We start from the raw sequence: 20,971 nt of genomic DNA, 5'->3' as shown, positions 1-20,971 counted from the left end.
ACGGCCGGTGCACGGTACCGGGGCGATGTGCGCCCCGGCCGTCGCGATCATCACCGCGCCGAGGGAACGGTCACTCATTCCGGCCCGGCCGCGACCGCCTCCACCACTCGGTGCACCGCCGTCATGGTCCGGGCCGGGCACGCGGACGGCCACTGGGCGCCGCCCGGTTTCCGGCCACAGACCGAGGAGCTTTGGATGGCGGAGCGAACGGTCCTTTCCGGCGTGACGTTGATCGACGGCACGGGAAGTGCCCCGCGGACGGGCATGTCCGTGGTGATCGACGGCGCCGTGATCACCGAAGTGGGCCCGGCCGACAGGACGGTGACGTCTCTTCAGGACCAGGTGTACGACCTGCCGGGGACGACACTGCTGCCGGGGCTCATCGACTGCCATGTGCATCTGCGGTCCAACGCGGGCGCCCGGCCGCGGGACGTGCACCTGTGGAACATGCTGACCTCGGTCGAGGAGGCGACCCTGCACGCCGCCGCCAACGCCCGTGAGGCGCTGCGGTCGGGTTTCACCACCGTCCGTGACACCGCGGGTTCGCTGCCCGAGGTGGCCGTCAAGCACGTGATGGACGAGCACGTCCTCGACGGGGCCCGGGTCGTCGCCTCCGGTCTGGTCGGCATGACCGCCGGACACGGTGACATGTTCTGCCCGGCGACGCTCGACGAGAAGCGGATGTGGGCTCCGGCCGACGGCGCGGACGAGTGCCGTAAACGCGTCCGGGAGTACGCCCGGATGGGTGTGGACCTGATCAAGATCTGCACCAGCGGCGGCACGCTCTCCATCGGCGACAAGACCGGGTGGCGCAACTACACGGACGCCGAGATCGACGCCATCGTCGACGAGGCGCACGCCCTGGACCTGCGGGTGGCGGCGCATGCGCACAGCCGGGCCGGGATCGAGGCGGCCCTGTGCGCCGGGGTGGACACCCTGGAGCACGGCTCCGAACTCGACGACGACCTCATCGAGTTGATGCTGGAACAGGGCACCTTCCTCTGCCCGACCCTCACCCTCAGCGAGTTCATGGCCGAGCACGGGCAGCGGCGCGGGCTGTCCGCCGAGCACCTGGACAAGGCGGAACGGCTGCGCGAGCGCCGGCTCTCCTCCGTACGCCGGGCTCATCAGGCGGGCGTACGGATGATCGCGGGCAGCGACTCCTCCAACACCATGCGGTTCGGCTCCCACGCCCGGGAACTGCAGTTGCTGCACGAGCAGGTCGGCATGACCCCGATGCAGGCCCTGGTGGCGGCGACCTCGACGGCCGCCGACGCCCTCGGTCTCGGCGGCCGGACCGGAACCGTCGCCCCGGGGATGTGCGCGGACCTGCTGCTCGTGGACGGTGACCCGCTCGCCGACCTGGGTCTGCTCGGGGACCGGCGGCGGTTGCGCGCGGTGCTGCGCGAGGGCCGGGCCACGGACCCGAACGCGGCCACGTCCGTCCCCCAGGGCCTGGCCGCGAGGCGCCGGACCGCAGAGACCGACCGGGTGCCGCCTCGCTCGCCGGCATCCGCCACCGCGGGATAGGGAGACGACCAGTGCTGCGTTATCTGCTGATCCGGATCGCCCGGGCGCTCGCCGTCGTCCTGTGCCTGAGCGCCGTCGTGTTTCTGCTCGCGCATCTGATCCCCGGCGATCCGGCGACCCTGATCGCCGGCGAGAACTCCACGCCCGAGCTGCGCGCCCAGATCACCCGGGAGCTGGGGCTCGACCAGCCCGTGTGGTCGCAGTACCTCAGCTGGCTCGGGCACGCCGTCCGCGGCGACCTCGGAACGTCCCTGCTCGACGGGCAGAGCGTCGCCGCCCAAGTCTCCGAACGGCTCCCGGTGAGCCTGGAACTCGCCGTCTACGCCGCGGTGATCGCGGCCGTGTGGGGCATCCCGGCGGGTATCTGGTCCGCCATGCACCAGGGCCGGGCGGTCGACCGGCTGGTCAACGGCACCGCGTTCCTGGGGCTCGCCTTCCCGCCGTTCGTCGTCGGCACGGTCATGGTCCTGCTGGTGAGCCGACTGACCCCGGGCTGGCCGCTGTTCTCCTTCGTGCCGTTCGACCAGGACCCGCTGCTCAACCTCCAGGACCTGCTGCTGCCCGCGGTGGCGCTGGGCATCCCGTTCGGCGCCACGCTCTGCCGCTACATGCGGGCTGCCGTCCTCGACGTGGTCGGCCAGGACTTCATGCGGACCGCGGCGGCGAAGGGCGCCGGGCGACGGCGCCTGATGCTGCGGCACGCCCTGCGCAACGCGCTGGTGCCCGTGGTCACCGCGGGCGGCCTCCAGCTCGGGGTGCTGGTCGGCGGCACCGTCATCGTCGAGCAGGTCTTCGCGCTTCCCGGGCTCGGCTCGCTGATCGTCAGCTCCATCACCCAGCACGACTTCACGGTGGTCCAGGGGGCGGTCCTCGCGCTCGGCGCCTCCTATGTGGTGATCAACCTGGTGACCGACCTGCTCTACCCGCTCATCGACCCCCGGATCCGGACGACAGGAGCACGTCGTGACGGCTGAGACCGTACTGCCCGACGCGGGCGCGACCGTGACCGCGAGGGCCGCCCGGCGACGGCCGTTCCGCGGCTGGAACCCGACCCTCACCACAGGTGTCTGCCTGCTCGGCGGCCTGGTGCTGACCTCCCTGGTCGTCACCGGCTTCGGCCCCTACTCCGCCGAGGACGTCGGCAACGCCCTGCTCGGCGGACCCACCGGCGGCCACTGGCTGGGCACCGACAACCTCGGCCGCGACCTGTTCACCAGGACCTTCGTCGCCGCGCTGCACTCCCTTCTGGTCGCCTTCGGGGCCACCACGCTCGCCGCGCTGATCGGCGTGCCCATCGGTCTCCTCGCGGGCTACAGCGGCCGACGGGTGGACGGGGTGCTGATGGCGGTGATGGACATCGCGATGTCCATCCCCTCGGTGCTGCTCGCGCTGGTGCTGGTCTCCGTGTTCACGCCGGGCACGGCGGTCCTCGTCGTGGGCATGGGGCTGATCTTCGTACCGTACTTCGCCCGGATCGTCCGCGCCCCGGCGCTGACCGTGCGCGAACGCGACTTCGTCTCGGCGGCCAGGATCGCCGGGGTGCGCCCGCCGGTGGTCATCGGCCGCCATGTGCTGCCGAACGTGCTGTCCTCCGCGCTCGTCCAGTACGCCAACACGGCTGCCACCTGCGTGCTGGTGGAGGCGTCCCTGAGCTATCTGGGCCTCGGCATCCAGCCGCCGACACCGAGCTGGGGCCGAATGATCTTCGAGGGGCAGCGCTACATGGCGCACGACCCGCTGCTCGTGATCGTCCCCGGGATCACGCTCGCCGTGGCCGCGGCGGCCTTCGGCCTGATCTCCGACGGCCTCCAGGAGCGGATCGATCCGCGCGGCACCCGCCGTACGCCCTGATCCACGCCCCCTCCGCTTCTCGATTTCCCCCACCACCTGGCACCTCTCCTCGCTCACCCAACCCTCAGGCACAGGCGGTCATGATCATGAACCACGGGTACACCCGCAGAACCACCCTCGCGCTCGGCGGCGGCACGCTGGCCGCGGCTCTCCTCTCGGGGTGCGGCGGCACGGCGACGACGGCCGGCAAGAGCAACGGCAAGCCCGTCAGCGGCGGTTCCCTCACCATCGGCCTCGACGCCGAGCCGACCACGGGCTTCGACCCGCAGGTGGCGCAGGCGTACAACGACCAGCAGATCATCTCCCAGTTCTACGAGGGTCTGCTCAGCCTGGACGACAAGGGCCAGGTGCAGCCCGGCCTGGCCAAGAGCTACCGGCAGGTCGACGCCACCACCCACCGCTTCACCCTCCGCGACGGCGTGACCTTCCACGACGGCAGCAAACTCACCACCGACGACGTCATCTTCAGCCTGGAACGGCTGATGGACCCCGCCATCAAGTCGCCGTTCACCCAGCAGTACAAGATCAAGAAGGTCACCGCGGTGGACGCCACCACCGTGGAGGTCAAGCTCAGCGCCCCGCAGCCGTCCCTCTACCACTTCCTGGCCCGCCCCTGGAGCGGCGCCATCATGAGCAAGAAGTGGACCACGGCCCGCACCGAGGACCAGATCAAGACGGCGGAGAACGGCACCGGGCCCTTCAAGCTCACGAAGTGGACCAAGGGCGTCTCCATCCAGCTCGCCGCCCACACCGGCTACTGGCAGAAGCCGAAGCCCTACCTCTCCTCCGTCACCTACCGGCTCATCCCCGACGAGACCTCGCGGGTGGCCTCCCTGCGCTCGGGCGCCGTCCAGCTGATGGCCTTCCGCGACCTGCGGCTGGTGGACGACCTCAAGAAGACGGCCGGCATCACCGAGGCCAACGGGCCGCTCGTCTCCAGCGTCTGGATCAACATGAACACGCTGAGCGGGCCCCTTGCTGACAAGCGGGTACGGCAGGCGTTCAACCTCGCCGTCGACCGCCAGGCACTGATCAAGACCCTCGGCGGCGGCGACTCCGCCACCCTCGGCTATGTCATCCCGCCCCAGGACCCGTACGGCACCACCCCGACCTCCGCCGACACCGTGTACGCGCAGAACCAGGCCAAGGCCAGGGAACTGCTCCGGGCCGCCGGCCAGACCAAGGTCAGCCTCGAACTGGTCGCGCCCAGCGACCCGGCCTACGGCCCCGACATCTCCGCCATGGAGCTGATGAAGGCCCAGCTGGCCCAGGTCGGCATCACCCTCAACCTCAAGCTGATCCCGTTCGCCACGGTCGTCCCGCGCGTGCTGTCCAGCGACTACAGCAACATGATCATGATGACGAGCGTGCTCAACGCCGACCCGAGCCAGTACGTCAGCCTCTGGTTCGCCAAGGGCAGCCCGGCCACCAAGGTCAAGGACCAGCACCTGTGGGACCAGATGGCGGCCGCGGCGAGCGAGAGTGACGACAGCAAGCGGGTCACCCTCTACCACCAGCTCGCCCAGTACATCGCCGACCAGTGCTACCTGATGGTGCCCTACGCCAAGGCGGTACGCGGCGAGGCCTGGACCGACAAGGTGGGCGGCTACCGGCCGGACGCCACGGCCACCCGTCTCGAACTCAAGAGCACCTGGCTGGCCTCGTGACGGCCGGTGCACCGACCACCGCGCCGGCCGCCACCGCGGCCGGCGCCGGGGGCCGGGTCCTCGACACCTCCGGGCTGCGCATCGGCTTCGGCGGCTCGGAGGTCGTCTCCGGCGTGGACCTCCGCGTGGAACGCGGTGAGGTGGTCGGCCTGATCGGCGAGAGCGGCTGCGGCAAGTCCAGCGTCGCCCTCGCCGCGATGGGCCTGCTCGGTCCCGGCGCCTCGGTCGGCGCCGACCGGCTGGAAGCCTGTGGCACCGACCTGCTGAGCAGCGGGCCCCGCGCTCTCGAAAGCCTGCGCGGCGACCGGGTGGCCATGGTCTTCCAGGAGCCCATGACCTCGCTCAACCCGTGCATGCGGATCGGCGCCCAGGTGGCCGAGGTGCTGCGGATCCACGGCCGGGCGAACCGGCAGGAGGCCCGGGACCGGGCCGTGGAGCTGCTGCACGCGGTGGAGATCCCCTCGCCGGAGCGCAGGGCACGGCAGTTCCCGCACGAACTCTCCGGCGGTATGCGGCAGCGCGTCGTCATCGCCATCGCGATGGCGGGTAACCCGCAGCTGCTGCTGGCCGACGAACCGACGACCGCGCTGGACGTCACCGTGCAGGCCGAGATCCTGCACCTGCTGCGCTCGCTGCAACAGGAGCACGGCATGGGCATGTTGCTCATCTCGCACGACCTCGGCGTCATCACCGCCATGTGCGACCGGGTGCAGGTGATGTACGCCGGCCAGGTCGTCGAGTCCGGCACGACCGGCCAGGTGCTGACCGCGCCCCGGCACCCGTACACCCGCGCGCTGCTCGCGGCGGTGCCGCGGATGCGGGACGCCGACGGCGGCCGGCTCACCGCGATCCGCGGCCAGCTCACGGACGACGACCGCCGCCGCCCCGGCTGCCGCTTCGCGTCCCGCTGCCCGAGCGTCGCGGAGGCCTGCACCGCCCCGCAGCCGCTGCGCGAGGTCGGCGCCGGGCGGACGTCGCGCTGCTGGCGCGAGCCGGAGAAAGAGACGACGACGAAGGGTGACGGCGATGAATGAGACGCCGGTCGAGGTGAGGACGGACGGCGACACCAGGCCGCCGCTGCTGGAACTCGCGGGAGTCGGCCACACCTTTGGGCACGGACCCGGCCGTTCGGGCGTCCGCGCGGTGGACGACGTCTCGCTCACCCTGGGCCGCGGCGAGACCGTGGGCCTGGTCGGCGAGTCCGGCTGCGGCAAGAGCACCCTCGGCCGGATCGCGACCCGGCTGTACCGGCCCACGCAGGGGGCCGTGCGGTTCGAGGGCCGGGACATGACCCACCGGCCGGACGGCACCGACCTCAAGGCCTTCCGCCGTGCGGTGCAGATGGTGTTCCAAGACCCCAACAGCTCGCTCAACCCCCGGCTGCCCGTGGGCGCGAGCATCGAGGAGCCGCTGCGGGCACGGCGGGTGCCGCGCGCCGACCGGCGGGACCGGCTGGCGCGGGTGCTGGAGGAGGTCGGTCTGGACCGTACGGCCGCCGTCCGCTACCCGCACGAGTTCTCCGGCGGCCAGCGCCAACGCCTAGCCCTCGCCCGTGCGTTGGCCCCGCAGCCCGCCGTGATCGTCCTCGACGAGCCGACCTCCGCCCTGGACGTCTCCATCCAGGCGCAGATCCTCAACCTCCTCCAGGACATCCAGCAACAGGACCGCATCGCCTACCTGTTCATCTCGCACAACCTCGGCGTGGTCCGCCACCTCAGCAGCCGGGTCGCCGTGATGTACCTCGGCTCGATCGTCGAACTCGCCCCGTCGCGGAGGCTGTTCGAGGCCCCGCAGCACCCCTACTCCCGGGCGCTGCTGTCCTCCGTCCTGGAACCGGGCGACAGCTCCGGCACGGGCGGGCGGATCGAGCTGAAGGGCGAACTGCCGTCACCGACGGACGTTCCGGCCGGCTGCCCCTTCTCCTCCCGCTGCTGGCTCGCCGACGACCGCTGCCGTGCCGAGCGGCCCGCGCTCGTCGAGCAGGCCCCCGGCCACCTGACGGCCTGTCACAAGCCGGGCGAGGCCGGGTGATCGGACGGCAGCGCCCGCAGCAGCGCCGCCACGAAGCCCGGGACGTCGTCTGTCACCATGTGATGGTCGGCGTCGGGCACCTCCACGACCGGGATACCGGCCCGCCGCACCCCGTCCTCGCCCGGATACGGCCGACTGCGGGCACCGACGATCAGGACTCGCGGCTGCGGCAGGCCGTGGAACAGCTCCGCCACTCCCGGAGTCGTGCCCCGCACCAGGCCGACGGCGCTGCGGTGCACGATCGCCGGATCCGCCGTCCGCATGCGGGCCGCGTACTCGGGTGCCAGGCCGGCCAGCAGGGCCCGGAAGCCATGGCCGACGAAGTCCCGCTCCGGCTGGGCGGCGATGGCGCGGCTGTAGAGCCCGCCGCCGGCCAGCAGGTTGGGCTCGGCCGCGACCACCCGTGAACACAACTCCGGCCGCCGGGCGGCCAGTACGATCGCCACCGCGCCGCCCATCGAGTGCCCGACGAGCACCGCGCCCCGGACCGCACAGTGGTCGAGGACGGCCGCGACGGTCTCCGCATGCGCCTCCAGCGTGCCCGGGAACGTCTCCGGGCGGTCGCTGTAGCCGTGCCCGAACAGGTCGACGAGGATCGCCCGCCGCCCGGCCAGACCCGGATGCGTGGCGACGCCCGGGAAGTCCGCGGAACCGGCGGACCCCAGCCCGTGCAGGTACACATGCGGGGCGCCCTCGCCCGGGATGTCGGTCCAGCGCACCTGAGCGTCGGCCGAGGGAACGTACAGGGAACGCATCACCGCTCCTGCACCCTGGCGAAGCCGTCCAGGCTGCCGAAGCCGCTGTACGGGGACACCGCGGTCTCCGGCGCCTGCTGGGTCTCCTGCGGGTGCCGCAACGGTACGACGCCCACGCAGTGGCCGTCCCGGTCCAGCAGTCGCCCCATGTGCTTGATCGTGCTGAGGACCACCGAACGGTCGTCGATCCGCAGCCGCGGCAGCCGCCGTGCGAGGTGGACCTCGAAGGTGTGCACATCGGCGAGCGTGCGCAGCCAGACGTCGATCACCAGGTTGTGCGGACCGGTGGTGATCGCGCAGGACCGGACCTCCCGTACGCCGGACAGGACCCGGCCGGTCTCCTCCAGATACTGGGCGGGCACGGACGCGAAGTACACGGCGGACAACGGCCAACCGGACAGCGGCCTGGCCAGGTCGCAGCGCAGGCTCACCCGGGAGGCGAGCAGCGACTGGAGCCGGCGGCGCACCGTGGTGGCACCGCCGCCGGTGGCATCCGCGAGGTCGCAGATGGACATCCGGCCGTCCGTGCTGAGAAGTTCCAGCAGCTGTGCGTCCAGCGGATCCCAGGCCGGCACGGTGGTCGCCCGCTGATCCTGCGGGACGTCCGAGAGGCGGCCGGCCTCCAGGCGGGCGCACTGCGCGTCGTCCAGTTCGCGCAGTCGCCAGCGGCTGCCCTCGGTGGGCACGCCGGTGGAGACGTGTGTCCGGGTCGCCCGGACCCCCGGCGTCCGCTGGAACAGCTGGGTGGTGAGGCGGGCGAGTTCGTTGAGGTCCGTGGCCTGCACGGTGGCCATCAGATCGCGGCCGCCCGCGGTGAGTTTGACGTTCGCCACCGAGTGCTCCGCGGCGAGGGCCTGGGCGACCTCCTGAGCCCGGCCGGGCTCGGTGTCGACCTCGATGATGCCGGTCACCACGATGCGGTAGTCGGACAGCCGGGGATAGGCGGTCACCCAGGCCAGGCCCGCGTCCCGAAGCCGCCGCCAGCGCCGGGCCGCCGTCACCGGGTTGACCGCCAGCACGTCACCCACCAGCGTCCACGGGGCCCGCGGATGGACCTGGAGCGCGTGCACGACACGGAGGTCCAGCTCATCAAGGTTTTCCGCGGTGGAATCCTGCGCTTTCCGGACCGGCGTATTCCTGCGTGTCTCCGTGGAATCCCCACGCGAAGCTGCACCACGGCACGAGGCGCTCTTGTTCATTCCACACTCCATTTCGCCTGTTCCTGATATCGAGGAGTGCTGCGATCTCCATGACCGAAGCCACGACGTACCAGACCTCCAGAACCGCGCTGCGGGTCGAGAACGCCCGCCTCGTCGACGGCACCGGCGCCCTCCCGGTGGACGACGCCGTCGTGGTCGCCGACGCGGCCGGAGTCCTCACCTACGCCGGCCCCGCTGCCCTGGCCCCGCCGGCCACCGGGGACGCCTCGGCGCTGCGTGTCATCGACGCCGGGGGCCGTACCGTGCTCCCCGGCTTCTTCGACTGCCACACCCACCTGGCCTACGCGTACGGTTCGCCGCCCGGCCGCCGTGCCGAGCTCGACCCGGTCCTGGTCACCTACGACACCGCCACCCGGCTGCGGCAGACGCTCGACGCGGGCGTCACCACCGCCCGCGACCTGGGCGGCCTCTCCACCGGCTACCGGACCGCCGTCGAGACCGGCCGCATCCCCGGCCCCCGGCTGCACACGGCCGTACGGATCATCAGTCACACCGGCGGCCATGCCGACTTCCGGCTGCTCGACGGCACCGACCTCACCGGCGGCGAGATGGCCGAACTCGCCGACACCGTGGACGAGTCGCGGCTCGCCGTGCGCAGAACGCTGCGCGCCGGCGCGGACCTGATCAAGATCTGCGCCACCGGTGGCATGGCCAGCCCCTACGACCAGCCCGAGGACGAGGGCCTGCTGGAGGAGGAGATCCGCGCGGTCGTGGACGAGTGCCGGCGCCACGGCGGCAAGCCGGTCGCCGCCCACGCCCAGGGCACCGCGGGCATCCTGAACGCGATCCGCGGCGGGGTCACCAGCATCGAGCACGGCTACGGCCTGGACGCCCAGGCGCTGGAGCTGGCGGGCGAACGGGGCGTCTTCATCGTGCCGACGCTGTCGACGGTCTTCGGCGGTATCGACAAGGACGCGATGCCGGAGCACCACTACCGCAAGAAGGTCCGCTGGTCGGGCGTCACCAAGGAGAACATCGCCCGCGCCATCGAGCAGGGCGCCCGGATCGCGCTCGGCACCGACGCCGCCGTCTGCCCGCACGGCCGGAACCTGAGGGAACTCGGCCACCTCGTGGACCTGGGCATGGATCCCATGGCCGCGATCGTCGCGGGCACCCGCACCTCGGCCGAACTCCTGGGCCTCGCCGACAGTCTCGGTACGCTCACGGCGGGCAAGACCGCCGACCTGGTCCTGTGCGACGGCGACCCGCTCGCGGACATCGGCGTACTCGGGGATCCCGCGAACATCGTGTGCGTGGTCCAGGACGGCGTCGTGCGCAAGGACCTCCTGCCCACGCCCGAGCCCGTCGGAACGACCGGAGCGAGCGCTGCGGAGGCCCGCTGAGCTCCGCCACCGCGCCAGACCGTCACTCATGCCGGGAGCATAGGGACGACCCGAGCTCCGCCGAACCGCTCCGTTCCGATGAGCAGACCCCCCCGGGGTCTCAAGCCACTCACGATGATGGAGAAAAGACGGCACCGATGATGGACAAATGATTTATTCGAGGGCTTCAGTAATTCCTTGGCATCGCCCTAGCGTTGCGAGCACGTAAACGGCCTGGCCGTTGGCCTGTGGGACCCGCGTGACATGTCCCGCACGGCCGTGCTCTGACGATCTCCTGAAGGGAGAGGGCGATGGCGCCCGTGGAGTTGCTGATCGGCAGCCGGTGGCAGGTAGCCCGGGGTACCGGGCAGACCCGAGAGATCTCCTCACCGTTCGACGGTTCGACCGTGGGCACGGTGGCCCTCGCCGGAACCGAGGACGTCGAGGCCGCCCTCGCGGCGGCGGAGCGCGGGGCGGCGGTCTGGCGCCGTACGCCCGCCCACGAGCGGATGCGCATCCTGCTGCGCGCCGCGGAACTCGCCGACGAGCGGGCCCCGAAGACCGCGCAGACCATCAGCGCGGAGTCCGGCAAGACCATCACCGAGGCCACCGCCGAGGCGTCCCGCTCCGGCGACCTGATCCGGCTCGCCGCCTTCGAGGGCACGCAGCTCTACGGCGAGACCCTGCCGCTCGACGCCAACCGCGGCACGGGCCAGGACAAGATCGGCTTCACCCTGCGCCAGCCCTGCGGCATCGTCGTGGCCATCACGCCGTTCAACTACCCGGCGCTGCTGGTCCTGCACAAGCTCGCCCCGGCCCTGGCGGCCGGTAACGCGGTCATCCTGAAGCCGGCCACCAGCACCCCGCTGACCGCCCTGGAACTCGCCGAGTGCTTCGTGGACGCGGGCCTGCCGGAAGGTGTGCTCTCCGTGCTCGTCGGCTCGGGCTCGGTCCTCGGCGACGCGCTCGTCACCGACCCGCGCGTCCGGAAGATCTCCTTCACCGGCTCGACCGCCACCGGCGAGCACATCTCCCGCGTGGCCGGGGTGAAGAAGCTGTCCCTGGAGCTGGGCGCCTCCTGCCCGGTCGTGGTGCTGCCGGACGCCGACATCGAGGCCGCGGCCAGCGCCGTCGCCCTCGGCGGGTACGTCAACGCCGGACAGGTCTGCATCTCCGTCCAGCGGGTGATCACTCACCCCGCCGTCACCGGTGACTTCCTGGACGCCCTCGTCCCCAAGGTCGAGGCCATCCGCACCGGCGACCCCTCCTCCCCCGACACCACGATGGGCGCGCTCATCACCACCGCGGAGGCGGAGCGCGTCGAGCGGGCCATCGCCCAGGCAGCCGTGGACGGTGCGCGGGTCCTGACCGGCGGCGCGCGCGACGGAGCAGTGGTACAGCCCGCCGTCGTCGCCGACGTCGACCCCCAATCCCCGTTCAGCCAGCAGGAGTTGTTCGGCCCCGCGGTCGCCGTCAGCTCGGCCGCCAACTGGGAGTCCGCCATCGCGCAGGCCAACGGCACCGCGTACGGCCTCGGCGCCGGCATCTTCACCTCCGACGTCGCCGGAGCGGTCCGCGCCGTCCGGGAGATCGACGCCGGTTCCGTCCACATCAACTGGACGCCGCTGTGGCGCGCCGACCTGATGCCGTACGGCGGCCTGAAGGGCAGCGGCTACGGCAAGGAGGGCCCCCGCGCCGCCGTCAGCGAGATGACCGAGGTCAAGACCATCGTGCTGCACGGCCGTCCCTGGTGACCCTGCCCCTTACCTCTTGTCAGGAGCCGACCCATGACTGACCGGACGCCACAGCCACCGCGCACGGTACGCCTCACCGTCGCCCAGGCCGTCGTCACCTACCTCTCGCGGCAGTACTCGGTGGCCGACGGCCACCGCCGCCGCCTCATACCCGCCGCCCTCGGCATCTTCGGCCACGGCAACGTGGCCGGACTCGGCCAGGCCCTCGACCAGCTCAGCGACCAGCTCCCCTTCGTCCAGGGCCGCAACGAGCAGGCACTCGTCCACATCGCCACCGCCTACGGCAAGGCGACGCGCAGGCACGCCACGCTCGCCGTCACCGCCTCCATCGGCCCGGGTGCCCTGAACATGGTGACCGGCGCGGGCCTCGCCACCGTCAACCGGCTGCCCGTCCTGCTGCTGCCGGGCGACACCTACGCGACCCGCCACCAGGGCCCCGTACTCCAGCAGTTGCAGCACCCCATCGAGGCCGACACCTCGGTCAACGACGCGTTCCGTCCCGTCTCCCGCTTCTTCGACCGCATCACCCGGCCCGAGCAGCTGCTGACCGCACTGCCCGCCGCGATGCGCGCGCTCACCGACGTGGACACCGGAGCGGTGGTCGTCTCCCTCCCCCAGGACATCCAGTCGCACGCCTACGACTACCCGGCGGAGTTCTTCGCCGAGCGCGACTGGCCGATCCGCCGCCCGGCGCCGGACGCCGACGAGGTCGCGACGGTGGCACGCCTGCTCGCCGAGGCCGAGAAGCCGCTGATCATCGCCGGCGGCGGGGTCGTGTACTCCGGTGCCGGCGAGGAGCTGGAGACGCTGGCCGAGGCGGCGGGGATCCCCGTCGCGGAGACGTTCGCCGGCAAGGGCGCGGTACAGCGCCGCGCCTGGTGGCAGCTCGGCGGCATCGGCCTGGAGGGCACCCCGGCCGTCAACACCCTCGCCCGGGAAGCCGACTTCGTCCTCACCGTGGGCTCCCGGCTGACGGACTTCGCCACCGCCTCGCACTCCGTCTTCGAGAACCCGGACGTGCGGTTCGCGAGCATCAACGTCAACGTGCACGACGCGGGCCGCCTGGGTGCGACCGGCATCGTGGCCGACGCCAAGCGAGCCCTGGCCGCGCTGGCCGACGCCGTACGCACGGACGGCACCAGCACGTCCGCCGCCTGGCAGGAGAAGGTGCGCGCCCTCGACGAGCAGTGGCAGCGGCAGCGCGCCGCCGCGCTCGACCCGGACTCGCCCTTCGACCTCGCGTCACTGCCCGACGACTCCGACGTCGTACGCGACACCGACGCGGTCCTCACCCAGGGCCAGCTGATCGGCCTGCTCCAGGAGCACGCGCAGGCCGGCGACACCATCATCGCCGCCGCCGGCGGTCCGCCCGGCGACCTGCAGAAGGTGTGGGACGCCACCGAAGGCCGCTTCGCCCACCTGGAGTTCGGCTTCTCCTGCATGGGCTACGAACTGCCCGCCGCGCTCGGCGTCCGCTTCGCCGAGCCGGACCCGTCGAAGCGCGTGCTGTCCCTCCTCGGCGACGGCACCTTCCTGATGGCACCCACCGAACTGGTCACGGCCGCGCAGGAGAAGCTCCCGGTCACGATCGTGATCCCGGAGAACCACGGCTACCAGGTCATCCACCGGCTCCAGATGGGCCGCAACGGACGGGAGTTCGGCAACGAGTTCCGCTACCGCGACGGCAGCCTGGAGATCGGCTCCGGCAAGCCCGCCCGCCTGGAGGGCGACTACCTCCGGGTCGACCTCGTCAGGACGGCGGAGGGCCTGGGTGCCCGCGCGCTCCGCGCCACCACCGCCGACGAGGTACGCGCCGCCCTGGCCGAGACCCGTGACCACGAGGGTCCCGTCGTCCTCGTCGTCCCCGTGATCCCGCACGCCGACCTGCCCGGCGCGGGCGTGTGGTGGGACGTGGCCCCGGCCGAGGTGTCCGAGCAGGAAGCGGTCGCGCAACTGCGCAGCGAATACGAAGAGGGTCTGGCGTCCCAGAGGTGGTACGGATGAATCGCTCGCCGTTGGACTTCGGCAGCCTGCGCCGCCGCCTCGCGGCCGGCGAGGCCACCCTGGGCACCTTCGTCGGCCTCGCCTCCCCGGTCTCGGCCGAGGTGTGCGCCGCCGCCGGGGCCGACTGGGTGCTGCTCGACCTCGAACACGGCGCCGGCGGCGAGGAACAGGTCCGTACGACCGTCCCGGCCGCGGCGGCCTACGGCGTACCGACCGTCGTACGTGTCGAGTCCGCCGCCCGTATCCGCATCGGGCGCGTCCTGGACCAGGGCGTCGCCGGAGTCATGCTGCCGCGCCTCGACACGGCGGCCGAAGTCGAGGAAGCACTGAGGCACTTGAGGTACCCGCCCGCGGGGGATCGGGGCGTGGCCACCTACAACCGGGCCTGCCGTTTCGGGCTCGACCCTGCGGCTCTGGACCGATCGGGAGAGATCCTCGGTGTGGTCCAGATCGAGTCGGCGCGGGCGTTGGAGGAGGTCGAGGCGATCGCGGCCCTCGACGGCGCCGACGTCCTCTTCGTCGGCCCCCGTGACCTCAGCCACGACCTCGGCGTGCCGGGCGAGTTCGGCGCGCCCGTCTACCGGGAGGCCCTTGAGCGCGTCCGCAAGGCCGCCGCCGACCACGGCAAGGCCTGCGGGCTCCTCGTTCCCGACGGCGGGGCCGCGGCCGCCAAGCGAGCCGAGGGCTGGACGTTCATCGGCATCGGCTCCGACTCGACCCTGCTCGCCGCCGCCATGGCCGGCGCACTGGACCAAGCCCGGGCCTAGGGCCTGTCTGACAATTCCCGTCTGCCTCGCGACGCCATGCACGCACTCTCGCCGCACCGGGCGCAGACCCAAGTACGTCCAGTACGAGGGCCTACGCCCGGCACGCCGAGAGCACGCACCTGACGCCGCGAGGCCGCCCTCCGGGCGACGACGGGAATTGTCAGACAGGCCCTAGAGACCTCAGGAGGCACAGATGACCCCCACCACCCCGGGCGCCGCACGCGAGATCGGCGTCGGCCTGATCAGCGTCGGCTGGATGGGCAAGCTGCACAGCCGCGCCTACCAGGTACTGCCCTCCGTCTACCCCGAGCTGGGCCTCAGGCCCCGGCTCGTGCACGCCGCCGACACGGTCCAGGACCGGGCGGACTACGCCCGTGACGTCCTCGGCTACGAGAGGGCCTCGACCGACTACCGTGTCGTCCTCGACGACCCGGACGTCGAGGTCGTGTCGATCTGCGCGCCGAACATCCTGCACCACGAGATCGGCATCGCCGCCGCCAAGGCCGGCAAGCCGTTCTGGATCGAGAAGCCGGTCGGGCGCAGCGCCGAGGAGACCGCAGAGGTCGCCGCCGCCGCCCGCGCCGCCGGAGTGGCCACCTCCATCGGCTACAACTACCGGCACGCCCCCGCCGTCGAGCGGGCCCGCCGGCTGATCGCCGAGGGCGGACTCGGCCGTGTCACCAACGTGCGCGCCACCTTCTTCTCCGGCTACGCCTCCGAGCCCAAGGGCGCCCTGTCCTGGCGTTTCAAGCGGGACCTGGCCGGCCACGGCGCGCTCGGCGACCTGATGAGCCACGTGGTCGACCTCGTCAGCTACGTCGTCTCCCCGATCAGCGAGGTCTCCGCGCTCACCAGCACCGTCCACACCGAGCGACCGCTCCTGCCCATGGGTTCCGGAACGCACTTCGCGGTGATCGAGGACGGCGAGATGGCGGAGGTCGAGAACGACGACTACACCGCCGCCCTCGTCCGCTTCGCCGACGGAGCCGTCGGCACGCTGGAGGCGTCCCGCGTCATCGTCGGCCCGCAGTGCGGGATCGGCTTCGAGATCTACGGCACCGACGGCTCGGTCACCTGGAACTTCGAGCGCATGAACGAACTGCGGGTCGCTCTCGGCCGCAGCGGCCCCGACCAGGGTTACACCACCGTGCTCGGCAACGGCCACATGGGCGACTACGCCAGCTTCCAGCCCGGCCCGGGCAACAGCATGGGATACGACGACCTGAAGGTCATCGAGGCCAAGAAGTTCCTCGCCGCCGTGGCCGGCATCGAGCACCACAACTCGACGATCGAGGACGCCCACGCCGTCGCCGAGGTGATCGCGGCGGCCGCCGCCTCCGCGGAAAGCGGTTCCTGGCAGCGGGTGCCCGCGATCCCCGGCGCGAACTTCGGCCACCCGGTGCGGAGTTGATCGCATGAGCAGGCACGTCGTAGTGGCTCTCGGCCCCGTCGACGCCGACACGGTGCGTCCGGTCCTCGGCGAGCGGGTCACCTTCGTCACCGACCCCACCCCCGAGGACCTCGCGGTCGCCGAGGGCGCCATCGTCCGCGCCGACCGGCACATCGACGCGGACTTCCTGCGGCGGGCCCCACGGCTTCGGGTCATCGCCCGCACCGGCGTCGGCATCGACCTGGTCGATGTGGCGGCGGCCTCCGACCGTGGCATACCCGTGGTCATCACGCCGGACAGCGGCAGCCGCGCGGTCGCCGAGGGCGTGTTCGCCATGGCCCTGCACCTGACCAAACGGCTGACACCGCTGACCGACCTGGTACGGGAGGGCCGCTGGTCCGAGCGGAGCACCGTACCGGTCGGCGACCTGGACGGCGCCACCATCGGGATCGTCGGCTACGGCCGCATCGGCCGCCGGGTCGGCGAACTGGCCGCCGTGTTCGGGATGCGGATCCTCGCCTACGACCCGTTCAGCCCGGTGCCGTCCGAGATCGCCTGCGCCGACCTGGGTGAACTCGCCGAGTCGAGCGACGTGCTCACCCTGCACGCCCCGCTCACCGAGGGCACCCGGCACCTCGTGAACGAAGAGCTGCTGGCCCGTGTGAAACCGGGGGCCGTCCTCATCAACTGCGGCCGGGGCGGCCTGCTCGACCCGGACGCCACCCTGGCCGCCCTGGAGTCGGGCCGGCTGGCGGGCGCCGGACTGGACGTGTTCGACCCCGAACCGGCCCTCTACCACCCGCTGTTCGACCATCCCGACGTCGTGCTCACCCCGCACCTGATGGGCATGACCCGCCGCGCGACGACCCTGACCTTCGTCGACGCCGCCCGCGGTGTCGCGGACGTCCTCGCGGGCCGCGAACCGGCCGCGGTCGCCGACCCCGGCTGGATCCACCGAAAGGCCACGGCATGCCCACCCCACAGCTGAACCGGATCGTCGGCGCGCCCATCTCCTGGGGCGTGTGCGAAGTACCCGGCTTCACCGAAGAACCCCAGGAGAAGGGCCCGGTCGAGGACATCTGGGCCGGCGCCGAGCATCTGCGTTCAGCACTCCGGAACGTCGTATAGCCGCCTGCCGCACGGGCGGTCCTCCGCTCCGGGCATCCGATTCCAGGGAAAGCCGGCGTCCGCACTCGGAATCATATTCCGCGCGGTGCCCTTTCGATCGGCTTGGAATCCTTATTCTTTGTTATATCGATGCAGGTAGAAAATAACCGAGAAGACTAGAATGCGGGACATGGATACTGAGGATCTGCTGGCCACTTGCTGGACCACCGCGGGCGACACCGCTCCCGACCGTGACGACCAGCGCAGCCCCCTGAACCTGCGGGCGCGGGCGGAGGCGGCCGGCGCCGCCGGTTTCAAGGGCATCGGACTTTTGTACGCGGATCTGGTGGAGGCCGAGCGCGAGTACGGGCTCACGGGCGTCCGGTCCCTTTTCGAGGACAACGGGCTCGTCCACGTCGAGTTGGAACTCCTGACCGACTGGTGGGCCGACGGACGCCGGCGCTCCGCGTCGGACGCGGTGCGCCGGGACCTGCTGAGGGCGGCCGAGGCACTTGGTGCACGGCACCTCAAGATCGGGCCCGACGTCGAGGACCAGCCATGGGATCTCGACGTCTGGGCCAAGGAATTCGCCGCGCTGGCGGCGCAGGCCGACGGCGTGGGCGCCCGGCTCGGGATCGAGTTCCTGCCCTGGTCCAACCTCAAGACCGTGCACGACGGACTCCGGCTCGTCGAGGCCGCCGGCCACCCGGCGGGCGGGCTCATCATCGACGTCTGGCACACCGAGCGCGCCCACACTCCCCCGGCCGAACTGGCGGACGTGCCGCTCTCGCGCATCGTGGGCGTGGAGCTCAACGACGCCGACAACGACGTCATCGGCAGCCTCTTCGAGGACACCGTACGGCGCCGCCGGCTGTGCGGGGAGGGCTCCTTCGACCTGCCGGGGATCATCGCCGCGCTGCGGACGGCGGGCTGGCACGGCCCCTGGGGCGTGGAGATCCTGTCGGACGCGCACCGGGAACTGCCGGTGCGCGACGCTGCTGACGCCGCGTACCGCACTGCCGTGGCGGTACTCAAGTAAGCCCGCAGGAACCGCAGGCCACCGGTCGGCGAGCTGAGCGACCAGGAACAAGCCTCGCCCAATGGCGGATCGAGGAGACGTCCACCCGGCTGGCGACCTGCGTCGGCAGCTCGCCCTTCAGCTGCACGTTGATCCCGCACGCCAGGTCCACGATCTCCAGACCGTGCGCGACCTCGCCCAGGGCGTCGCTGTGCACCTTGCCGTGCTCGGCCGTGATCAGCTCCGCGACCGCGGCGTCCACCTCGTCGACCGAGGCGTAGGGTACCGGCTTCTCCTGGTGGCCGGTGGCCGGGTTGTGAACAGGCCCGTAGCGGCCGGACGAACCCTCGCTGGGCTTGCCGTTGATCCAGTGGCGGAGGCGCTTCATCGGATGCGGGTTTCCTTTCGGGCGGCCGGACGCGGATGTGGTCGCAGCGTGTGTTGAGTGCGGTGCAGGGGAGGCGCGGTCCGGCCGACGGTCTCAGGTTCCGCACCCATTCATTTCGACCCTCGTTCGATTCATGGTTCATGCATCAAAAGGGCTCCCCCATTCGAGACCCCCCGTGTCCGGCGGGCACCTTCCCGGCGCCCGCCGCAAGCGTGCGGAGAAAAGGCTGAGACGCCTGGCTATTTCAGGTGTAGAGGTCTCACGCAACCAGCGTCAAGTAATTGTCCTGACATCCTGCCCTGATGGAGAAATGATGTCATTACAAGCGTTGACCCCGAGGTTGCGTGACGGTTCCATCTCCGTCATAGGCAACAGCCGTGTTAACGGCATGTGATCCGGAGCGTTCGCCCGGTCAACCGCCTCTCCCTTCCCCGCCGCACAGTGAGGTGCCGGAAAGATGGACCGTTCGTCCCACCCCCGCTCCCGCAGATTCGCCCCTGTCGTCGCAGCTGCGGCCGCGGCCGCACTGCTCGTCACCGGATGCTCCAGCAGCTCGGGGGGCAAGCAGGCCGAGGAGAGCGGGTCCGCTGTCTCCGCCGGCAAGGCCTCCACCCCTCGTATGACGGTCGCGATGATCACTCATGCCGCCCCCGGTGACACCTTCTGGGACACCATCCGCAAGGGTGCCGAGGCCGCCGCGGCCAAGGACAACGTCAAGCTCATCTACTCGTCCGACCCCAGTGGCCCCAACCAGGCCAGCCTGGTCCAGAACGCCATCGACCAGAAGGTCGACGGCATCGCGGTCACCCTCGCCAAGCCGGACGCCATGAAGGCGGCGGTCGCCAAGGCCGAACAGGCCGGCATCCCCGTCGTCGGCTTCAACAGCGGCGTGGACGACTGGAAGAAGCAGGGCCTGCTCGAGTACTTCGGCCAGGACGAGAGCATCGCCGGTGAGGCCTTCGGCCGCAAGCTCAACTCGGTCGGCGCCAAGCACACGGTCTGCGTGATCATGGAGCAGGGGCAGGTCGCCCTGGAGGCCCGCTGCGCCGGCGTGAAGAAGACCTTCAGCGGCAAGACCGACATCCTCTATGTGAACGGCACCGACATGCCGTCGGTGCGGGCGACGATCACCGCCAAGCTCAAGCAGGACAGCTCCATCGACTACGTGACGACCCTCGGCGCCCCGTTCGCGATGACCGCGATCCAGTCCATCGCCGACGCGGGCAGCAAGGCCAAGCTCGCCACCTTCGACCTCAACAAGGACGCGGTCGGCGCCATCAAGTCCGGCAAGATCCAGTGGGCCATCGACCAGCAGCCCTACCTCCAGGGCTACCTGGCGATCGACTCGCTGTGGCTCTACAAGACGAACGGAAACTACAGCGGTGGCGGTGAGGCGCCGGTGCTGACCGGTCCGGCCTTCGTCGACAAGTCCAATGTCGAGAAGGTCGCCGAGTTCGCCGCGAAGGGCACCCGGTGATGACCATGACCCAGACCACGGCCCCGGCGACGGACTCCCCGTCGCCGGCCCCGCCGGCCCGCGAACGGGACGGTCGCACGTCTGAACGGCCGCCGGTCGTCCGGCTGCTGGCCCGGCCTGACGTGGGTGTGTTCCTCGGTGCGGTCGCGGTATACGTCTTCTTCCTGGTCTCGGCCCCGCCGGTACGGGAAGCCAGCGCGATGGCGAACATCCTGTACCAGTCGTCGACCATCGGCATCATGGCGCTGCCGGTGGCCCTGCTGATGATCGGCGGGGAGTTCGACCTGTCGGCGGGTGTCGCGGTGATCACCTCGGCGCTGACCGCCGCCATGCTCAGTTACCAGCTGACCATGAACGTGTGGGTGGGTGTGATCGCCGCTCTGGTCGTGTCGCTGGGGATCGGCTTCCTCAACGGCTGGCTGGTGGTCAGGACCGGACTGCCCAGCTTCCTCATCACCCTGGGCAGCTTCCTGATCCTGCAGGGCGTGAACCTCGCGGTGACCAAGCTGGTCACCGGCAACGTCGCCACCGACGACATCAGCAACATGGACGGCTTTGACCAGGCCAAGGCGCTGTTCGCCTCGTCCTTCGACATCGGCGGCGTCCAGGTGAAGATCACCATCTTCTGGTGGCTGTTCTTCGCGGCCATCGCGACCTGGGTGCTGCTGCGCACGAAGTACGGCAACTGGA

18 protein-coding genes and 1 pseudogene are annotated in these 20,971 nt (G+C 71.2%); 16 read left to right on the top strand and 3 right to left on the bottom strand.

Annotated elements, in window-relative coordinates:
* The first annotated feature begins 195 nt into the window (after positions 1-195).
* The 6 genes from SSP29_RS34310 (at position 196) to SSP29_RS34285 (ending at position 7,079) form a co-directional block, all read left to right on the top strand.
* Entirely contained in the window at positions 196-1,530 is a 1,335-nt protein-coding gene (locus SSP29_RS34310; protein WP_245883374.1) for a metal-dependent hydrolase family protein, read from the top strand.
* A gap of 11 nt (positions 1,531-1,541) precedes the next feature.
* The gene (locus SSP29_RS34305) at positions 1,542-2,504 is read left to right on the top strand and encodes an ABC transporter permease (protein WP_089104794.1); all 963 of its coding nucleotides are present in this window, start codon (positions 1,542-1,544) and stop codon (positions 2,502-2,504) included.
* Positions 2,494-3,381 carry an ABC transporter permease gene (locus SSP29_RS34300; RefSeq protein WP_150135450.1) on the top strand — a complete coding sequence of 296 codons (888 nt, stop codon included), beginning with the start codon at positions 2,494-2,496 and terminating at the stop codon, positions 3,379-3,381. Before SSP29_RS34305 ends, SSP29_RS34300 begins: the two co-directional genes overlap by 11 nt.
* An 86-nt stretch (positions 3,382-3,467) precedes the next feature.
* Positions 3,468-5,048 carry an ABC transporter substrate-binding protein gene (locus SSP29_RS34295; RefSeq protein ID WP_245883372.1) on the top strand — a complete coding sequence of 527 codons (1,581 nt, stop codon included), beginning with the start codon at positions 3,468-3,470 and terminating at the stop codon, positions 5,046-5,048.
* A complete protein-coding gene (locus SSP29_RS34290) occupies positions 5,045-6,082 on the top strand; it encodes an ABC transporter ATP-binding protein (RefSeq protein ID WP_089104792.1) in 1,038 nt (345 codons plus the stop codon). The genes SSP29_RS34295 and SSP29_RS34290 overlap by 4 nt, the downstream gene beginning before the upstream one ends.
* Positions 6,075-7,079 (top strand): ABC transporter ATP-binding protein, encoded by a 1,005-nt coding sequence (locus SSP29_RS34285; protein WP_089105037.1) that lies wholly within the window; start codon positions 6,075-6,077, stop codon positions 7,077-7,079. The genes SSP29_RS34290 and SSP29_RS34285 overlap by 8 nt, the downstream gene beginning before the upstream one ends.
* On the opposite strand, the gene SSP29_RS34280 is transcribed toward SSP29_RS34285, so the two are convergent.
* On the bottom strand, positions 7,055-7,834 hold the full coding sequence (locus SSP29_RS34280; RefSeq protein WP_089104791.1) for an alpha/beta fold hydrolase: 780 nt from the start codon (positions 7,832-7,834) through the stop codon (positions 7,055-7,057). The two genes, SSP29_RS34285 and SSP29_RS34280, sit on opposite strands and share 25 nt — an antisense overlap.
* A complete protein-coding gene (locus SSP29_RS34275; RefSeq protein WP_089104790.1) occupies positions 7,834-9,045 on the bottom strand; it encodes an Lrp/AsnC family transcriptional regulator in 1,212 nt (403 codons plus the stop codon). Before SSP29_RS34275 ends, SSP29_RS34280 begins: the two co-directional genes overlap by 1 nt.
* A gap of 38 nt (positions 9,046-9,083) precedes the next feature.
* Between SSP29_RS34275 and SSP29_RS34270 the strand changes: the two genes are divergently transcribed.
* The 8 genes from SSP29_RS34270 (at position 9,084) to SSP29_RS34235 (ending at position 18,437) form a co-directional block, all read left to right on the top strand.
* Positions 9,084-10,397 carry a metal-dependent hydrolase family protein gene (locus SSP29_RS34270; protein WP_089104789.1) on the top strand — a complete coding sequence of 438 codons (1,314 nt, stop codon included), beginning with the start codon at positions 9,084-9,086 and terminating at the stop codon, positions 10,395-10,397.
* A 290-nt stretch (positions 10,398-10,687) separates the two neighbouring features.
* The gene (locus SSP29_RS34265; RefSeq protein ID WP_150135448.1) at positions 10,688-12,130 is read left to right on the top strand and encodes an aldehyde dehydrogenase family protein; all 1,443 of its coding nucleotides are present in this window, start codon (positions 10,688-10,690) and stop codon (positions 12,128-12,130) included.
* 33 nt (positions 12,131-12,163) lie between these two features.
* The gene (gene iolD / locus SSP29_RS34260; protein WP_089104788.1) at positions 12,164-14,134 is read left to right on the top strand and encodes a 3D-(3,5/4)-trihydroxycyclohexane-1,2-dione acylhydrolase (decyclizing); all 1,971 of its coding nucleotides are present in this window, start codon (positions 12,164-12,166) and stop codon (positions 14,132-14,134) included.
* Entirely contained in the window at positions 14,131-14,901 is a 771-nt protein-coding gene (locus SSP29_RS34255) for an HpcH/HpaI aldolase family protein (protein ID WP_089104787.1), read from the top strand. The genes iolD and SSP29_RS34255 overlap by 4 nt, the downstream gene beginning before the upstream one ends.
* 193 nt (positions 14,902-15,094) lie before the next feature.
* Positions 15,095-16,312 (top strand): Gfo/Idh/MocA family protein, encoded by a 1,218-nt coding sequence (locus SSP29_RS34245; RefSeq protein ID WP_089104786.1) that lies wholly within the window; start codon positions 15,095-15,097, stop codon positions 16,310-16,312.
* A gap of 4 nt (positions 16,313-16,316) precedes the next feature.
* Positions 16,317-17,279, top strand: coding sequence for an NAD(P)-dependent oxidoreductase (locus SSP29_RS34240; RefSeq protein ID WP_089104785.1), 963 nt, complete (start codon positions 16,317-16,319; stop codon positions 17,277-17,279).
* Positions 17,261-17,419: a hypothetical protein gene (locus tag SSP29_RS58755; RefSeq protein WP_167450059.1), complete on the top strand. Its 159-nt coding sequence runs from the start codon at positions 17,261-17,263 to the stop codon at positions 17,417-17,419. Before SSP29_RS34240 ends, SSP29_RS58755 begins: the two co-directional genes overlap by 19 nt.
* 169 nt (positions 17,420-17,588) lie before the next feature.
* Complete coding sequence (locus SSP29_RS34235) at positions 17,589-18,437, top strand: sugar phosphate isomerase/epimerase family protein (RefSeq protein ID WP_089105035.1); 849 nt, start codon at positions 17,589-17,591, stop codon at positions 18,435-18,437.
* Between the two features lie 40 nt (positions 18,438-18,477).
* On the opposite strand, the pseudogene SSP29_RS34230 reads toward SSP29_RS34235, so the two are convergent.
* Positions 18,478-18,804 (bottom strand): annotated as a pseudogene (locus SSP29_RS34230) (methylmalonate-semialdehyde dehydrogenase (CoA acylating)); the annotation flags it as partial.
* Between the two features lie 457 nt (positions 18,805-19,261).
* On the opposite strand from SSP29_RS34230, the gene SSP29_RS34225 reads away from it, so the two are divergent.
* Positions 19,262-20,281, top strand: a complete 1,020-nt coding sequence (locus SSP29_RS34225) for a sugar ABC transporter substrate-binding protein (RefSeq protein WP_089104784.1) — start codon at positions 19,262-19,264, stop codon at positions 20,279-20,281.
* The coding region (locus SSP29_RS34220; protein WP_368669275.1) for an ABC transporter permease at positions 20,281-20,971 on the top strand (691 nt) is incomplete at its 3' end. The genes SSP29_RS34225 and SSP29_RS34220, both read left to right, overlap by 1 nt.

The sequence above is a fragment of the Streptomyces hyaluromycini genome (genome assembly GCF_002217755.1).
In the GTDB taxonomy this organism is placed as follows: Bacteria; Actinomycetota; Actinomycetes; order Streptomycetales; family Streptomycetaceae; genus Streptomyces; species Streptomyces hyaluromycini.
The sequence above is the reverse complement of the archived record's forward strand: the minus strand, read 5'-3'. Positions and strand labels throughout refer to the sequence as shown.

What these genes read in the sequence shown, in the direction of transcription:
- SSP29_RS34225 (WP_089104784.1), top strand. Translation starts at nt 19,262, where the DNA reads ATGGACCGTTCGTCCCACCCCCGCTCCCGCAGATTCGCCCCTGTCGTC.
- SSP29_RS34285 (WP_089105037.1), top strand. Translation starts at nt 6,075, where the DNA reads ATGAATGAGACGCCGGTCGAGGTGAGGACGGACGGCGACACCAGGCCG.
- iolD (WP_089104788.1), top strand. Translation starts at nt 12,164, where the DNA reads ATGACTGACCGGACGCCACAGCCACCGCGCACGGTACGCCTCACCGTC.
- SSP29_RS34310 (WP_245883374.1), top strand. Translation starts at nt 196, where the DNA reads ATGGCGGAGCGAACGGTCCTTTCCGGCGTGACGTTGATCGACGGCACG.
- SSP29_RS34255 (WP_089104787.1), top strand. Translation starts at nt 14,131, where the DNA reads ATGAATCGCTCGCCGTTGGACTTCGGCAGCCTGCGCCGCCGCCTCGCG.
- SSP29_RS34275 (WP_089104790.1), bottom strand. Translation starts at nt 9,045, where the DNA reads ATGGAGTGTGGAATGAACAAGAGCGCCTCGTGCCGTGGTGCAGCTTCG.
- SSP29_RS34280 (WP_089104791.1), bottom strand. Translation starts at nt 7,834, where the DNA reads ATGCGTTCCCTGTACGTTCCCTCGGCCGACGCTCAGGTGCGCTGGACC.
- SSP29_RS34270 (WP_089104789.1), top strand. Translation starts at nt 9,084, where the DNA reads ATGACCGAAGCCACGACGTACCAGACCTCCAGAACCGCGCTGCGGGTC.
- SSP29_RS34245 (WP_089104786.1), top strand. Translation starts at nt 15,095, where the DNA reads ATGACCCCCACCACCCCGGGCGCCGCACGCGAGATCGGCGTCGGCCTG.
- SSP29_RS58755 (WP_167450059.1), top strand. Translation starts at nt 17,261, where the DNA reads ATGCCCACCCCACAGCTGAACCGGATCGTCGGCGCGCCCATCTCCTGG.
- SSP29_RS34235 (WP_089105035.1), top strand. Translation starts at nt 17,589, where the DNA reads ATGGATACTGAGGATCTGCTGGCCACTTGCTGGACCACCGCGGGCGAC.
- SSP29_RS34240 (WP_089104785.1), top strand. Translation starts at nt 16,317, where the DNA reads ATGAGCAGGCACGTCGTAGTGGCTCTCGGCCCCGTCGACGCCGACACG.
- SSP29_RS34265 (WP_150135448.1), top strand. Translation starts at nt 10,688, where the DNA reads ATGGCGCCCGTGGAGTTGCTGATCGGCAGCCGGTGGCAGGTAGCCCGG.
- SSP29_RS34295 (WP_245883372.1), top strand. Translation starts at nt 3,468, where the DNA reads ATGAACCACGGGTACACCCGCAGAACCACCCTCGCGCTCGGCGGCGGC.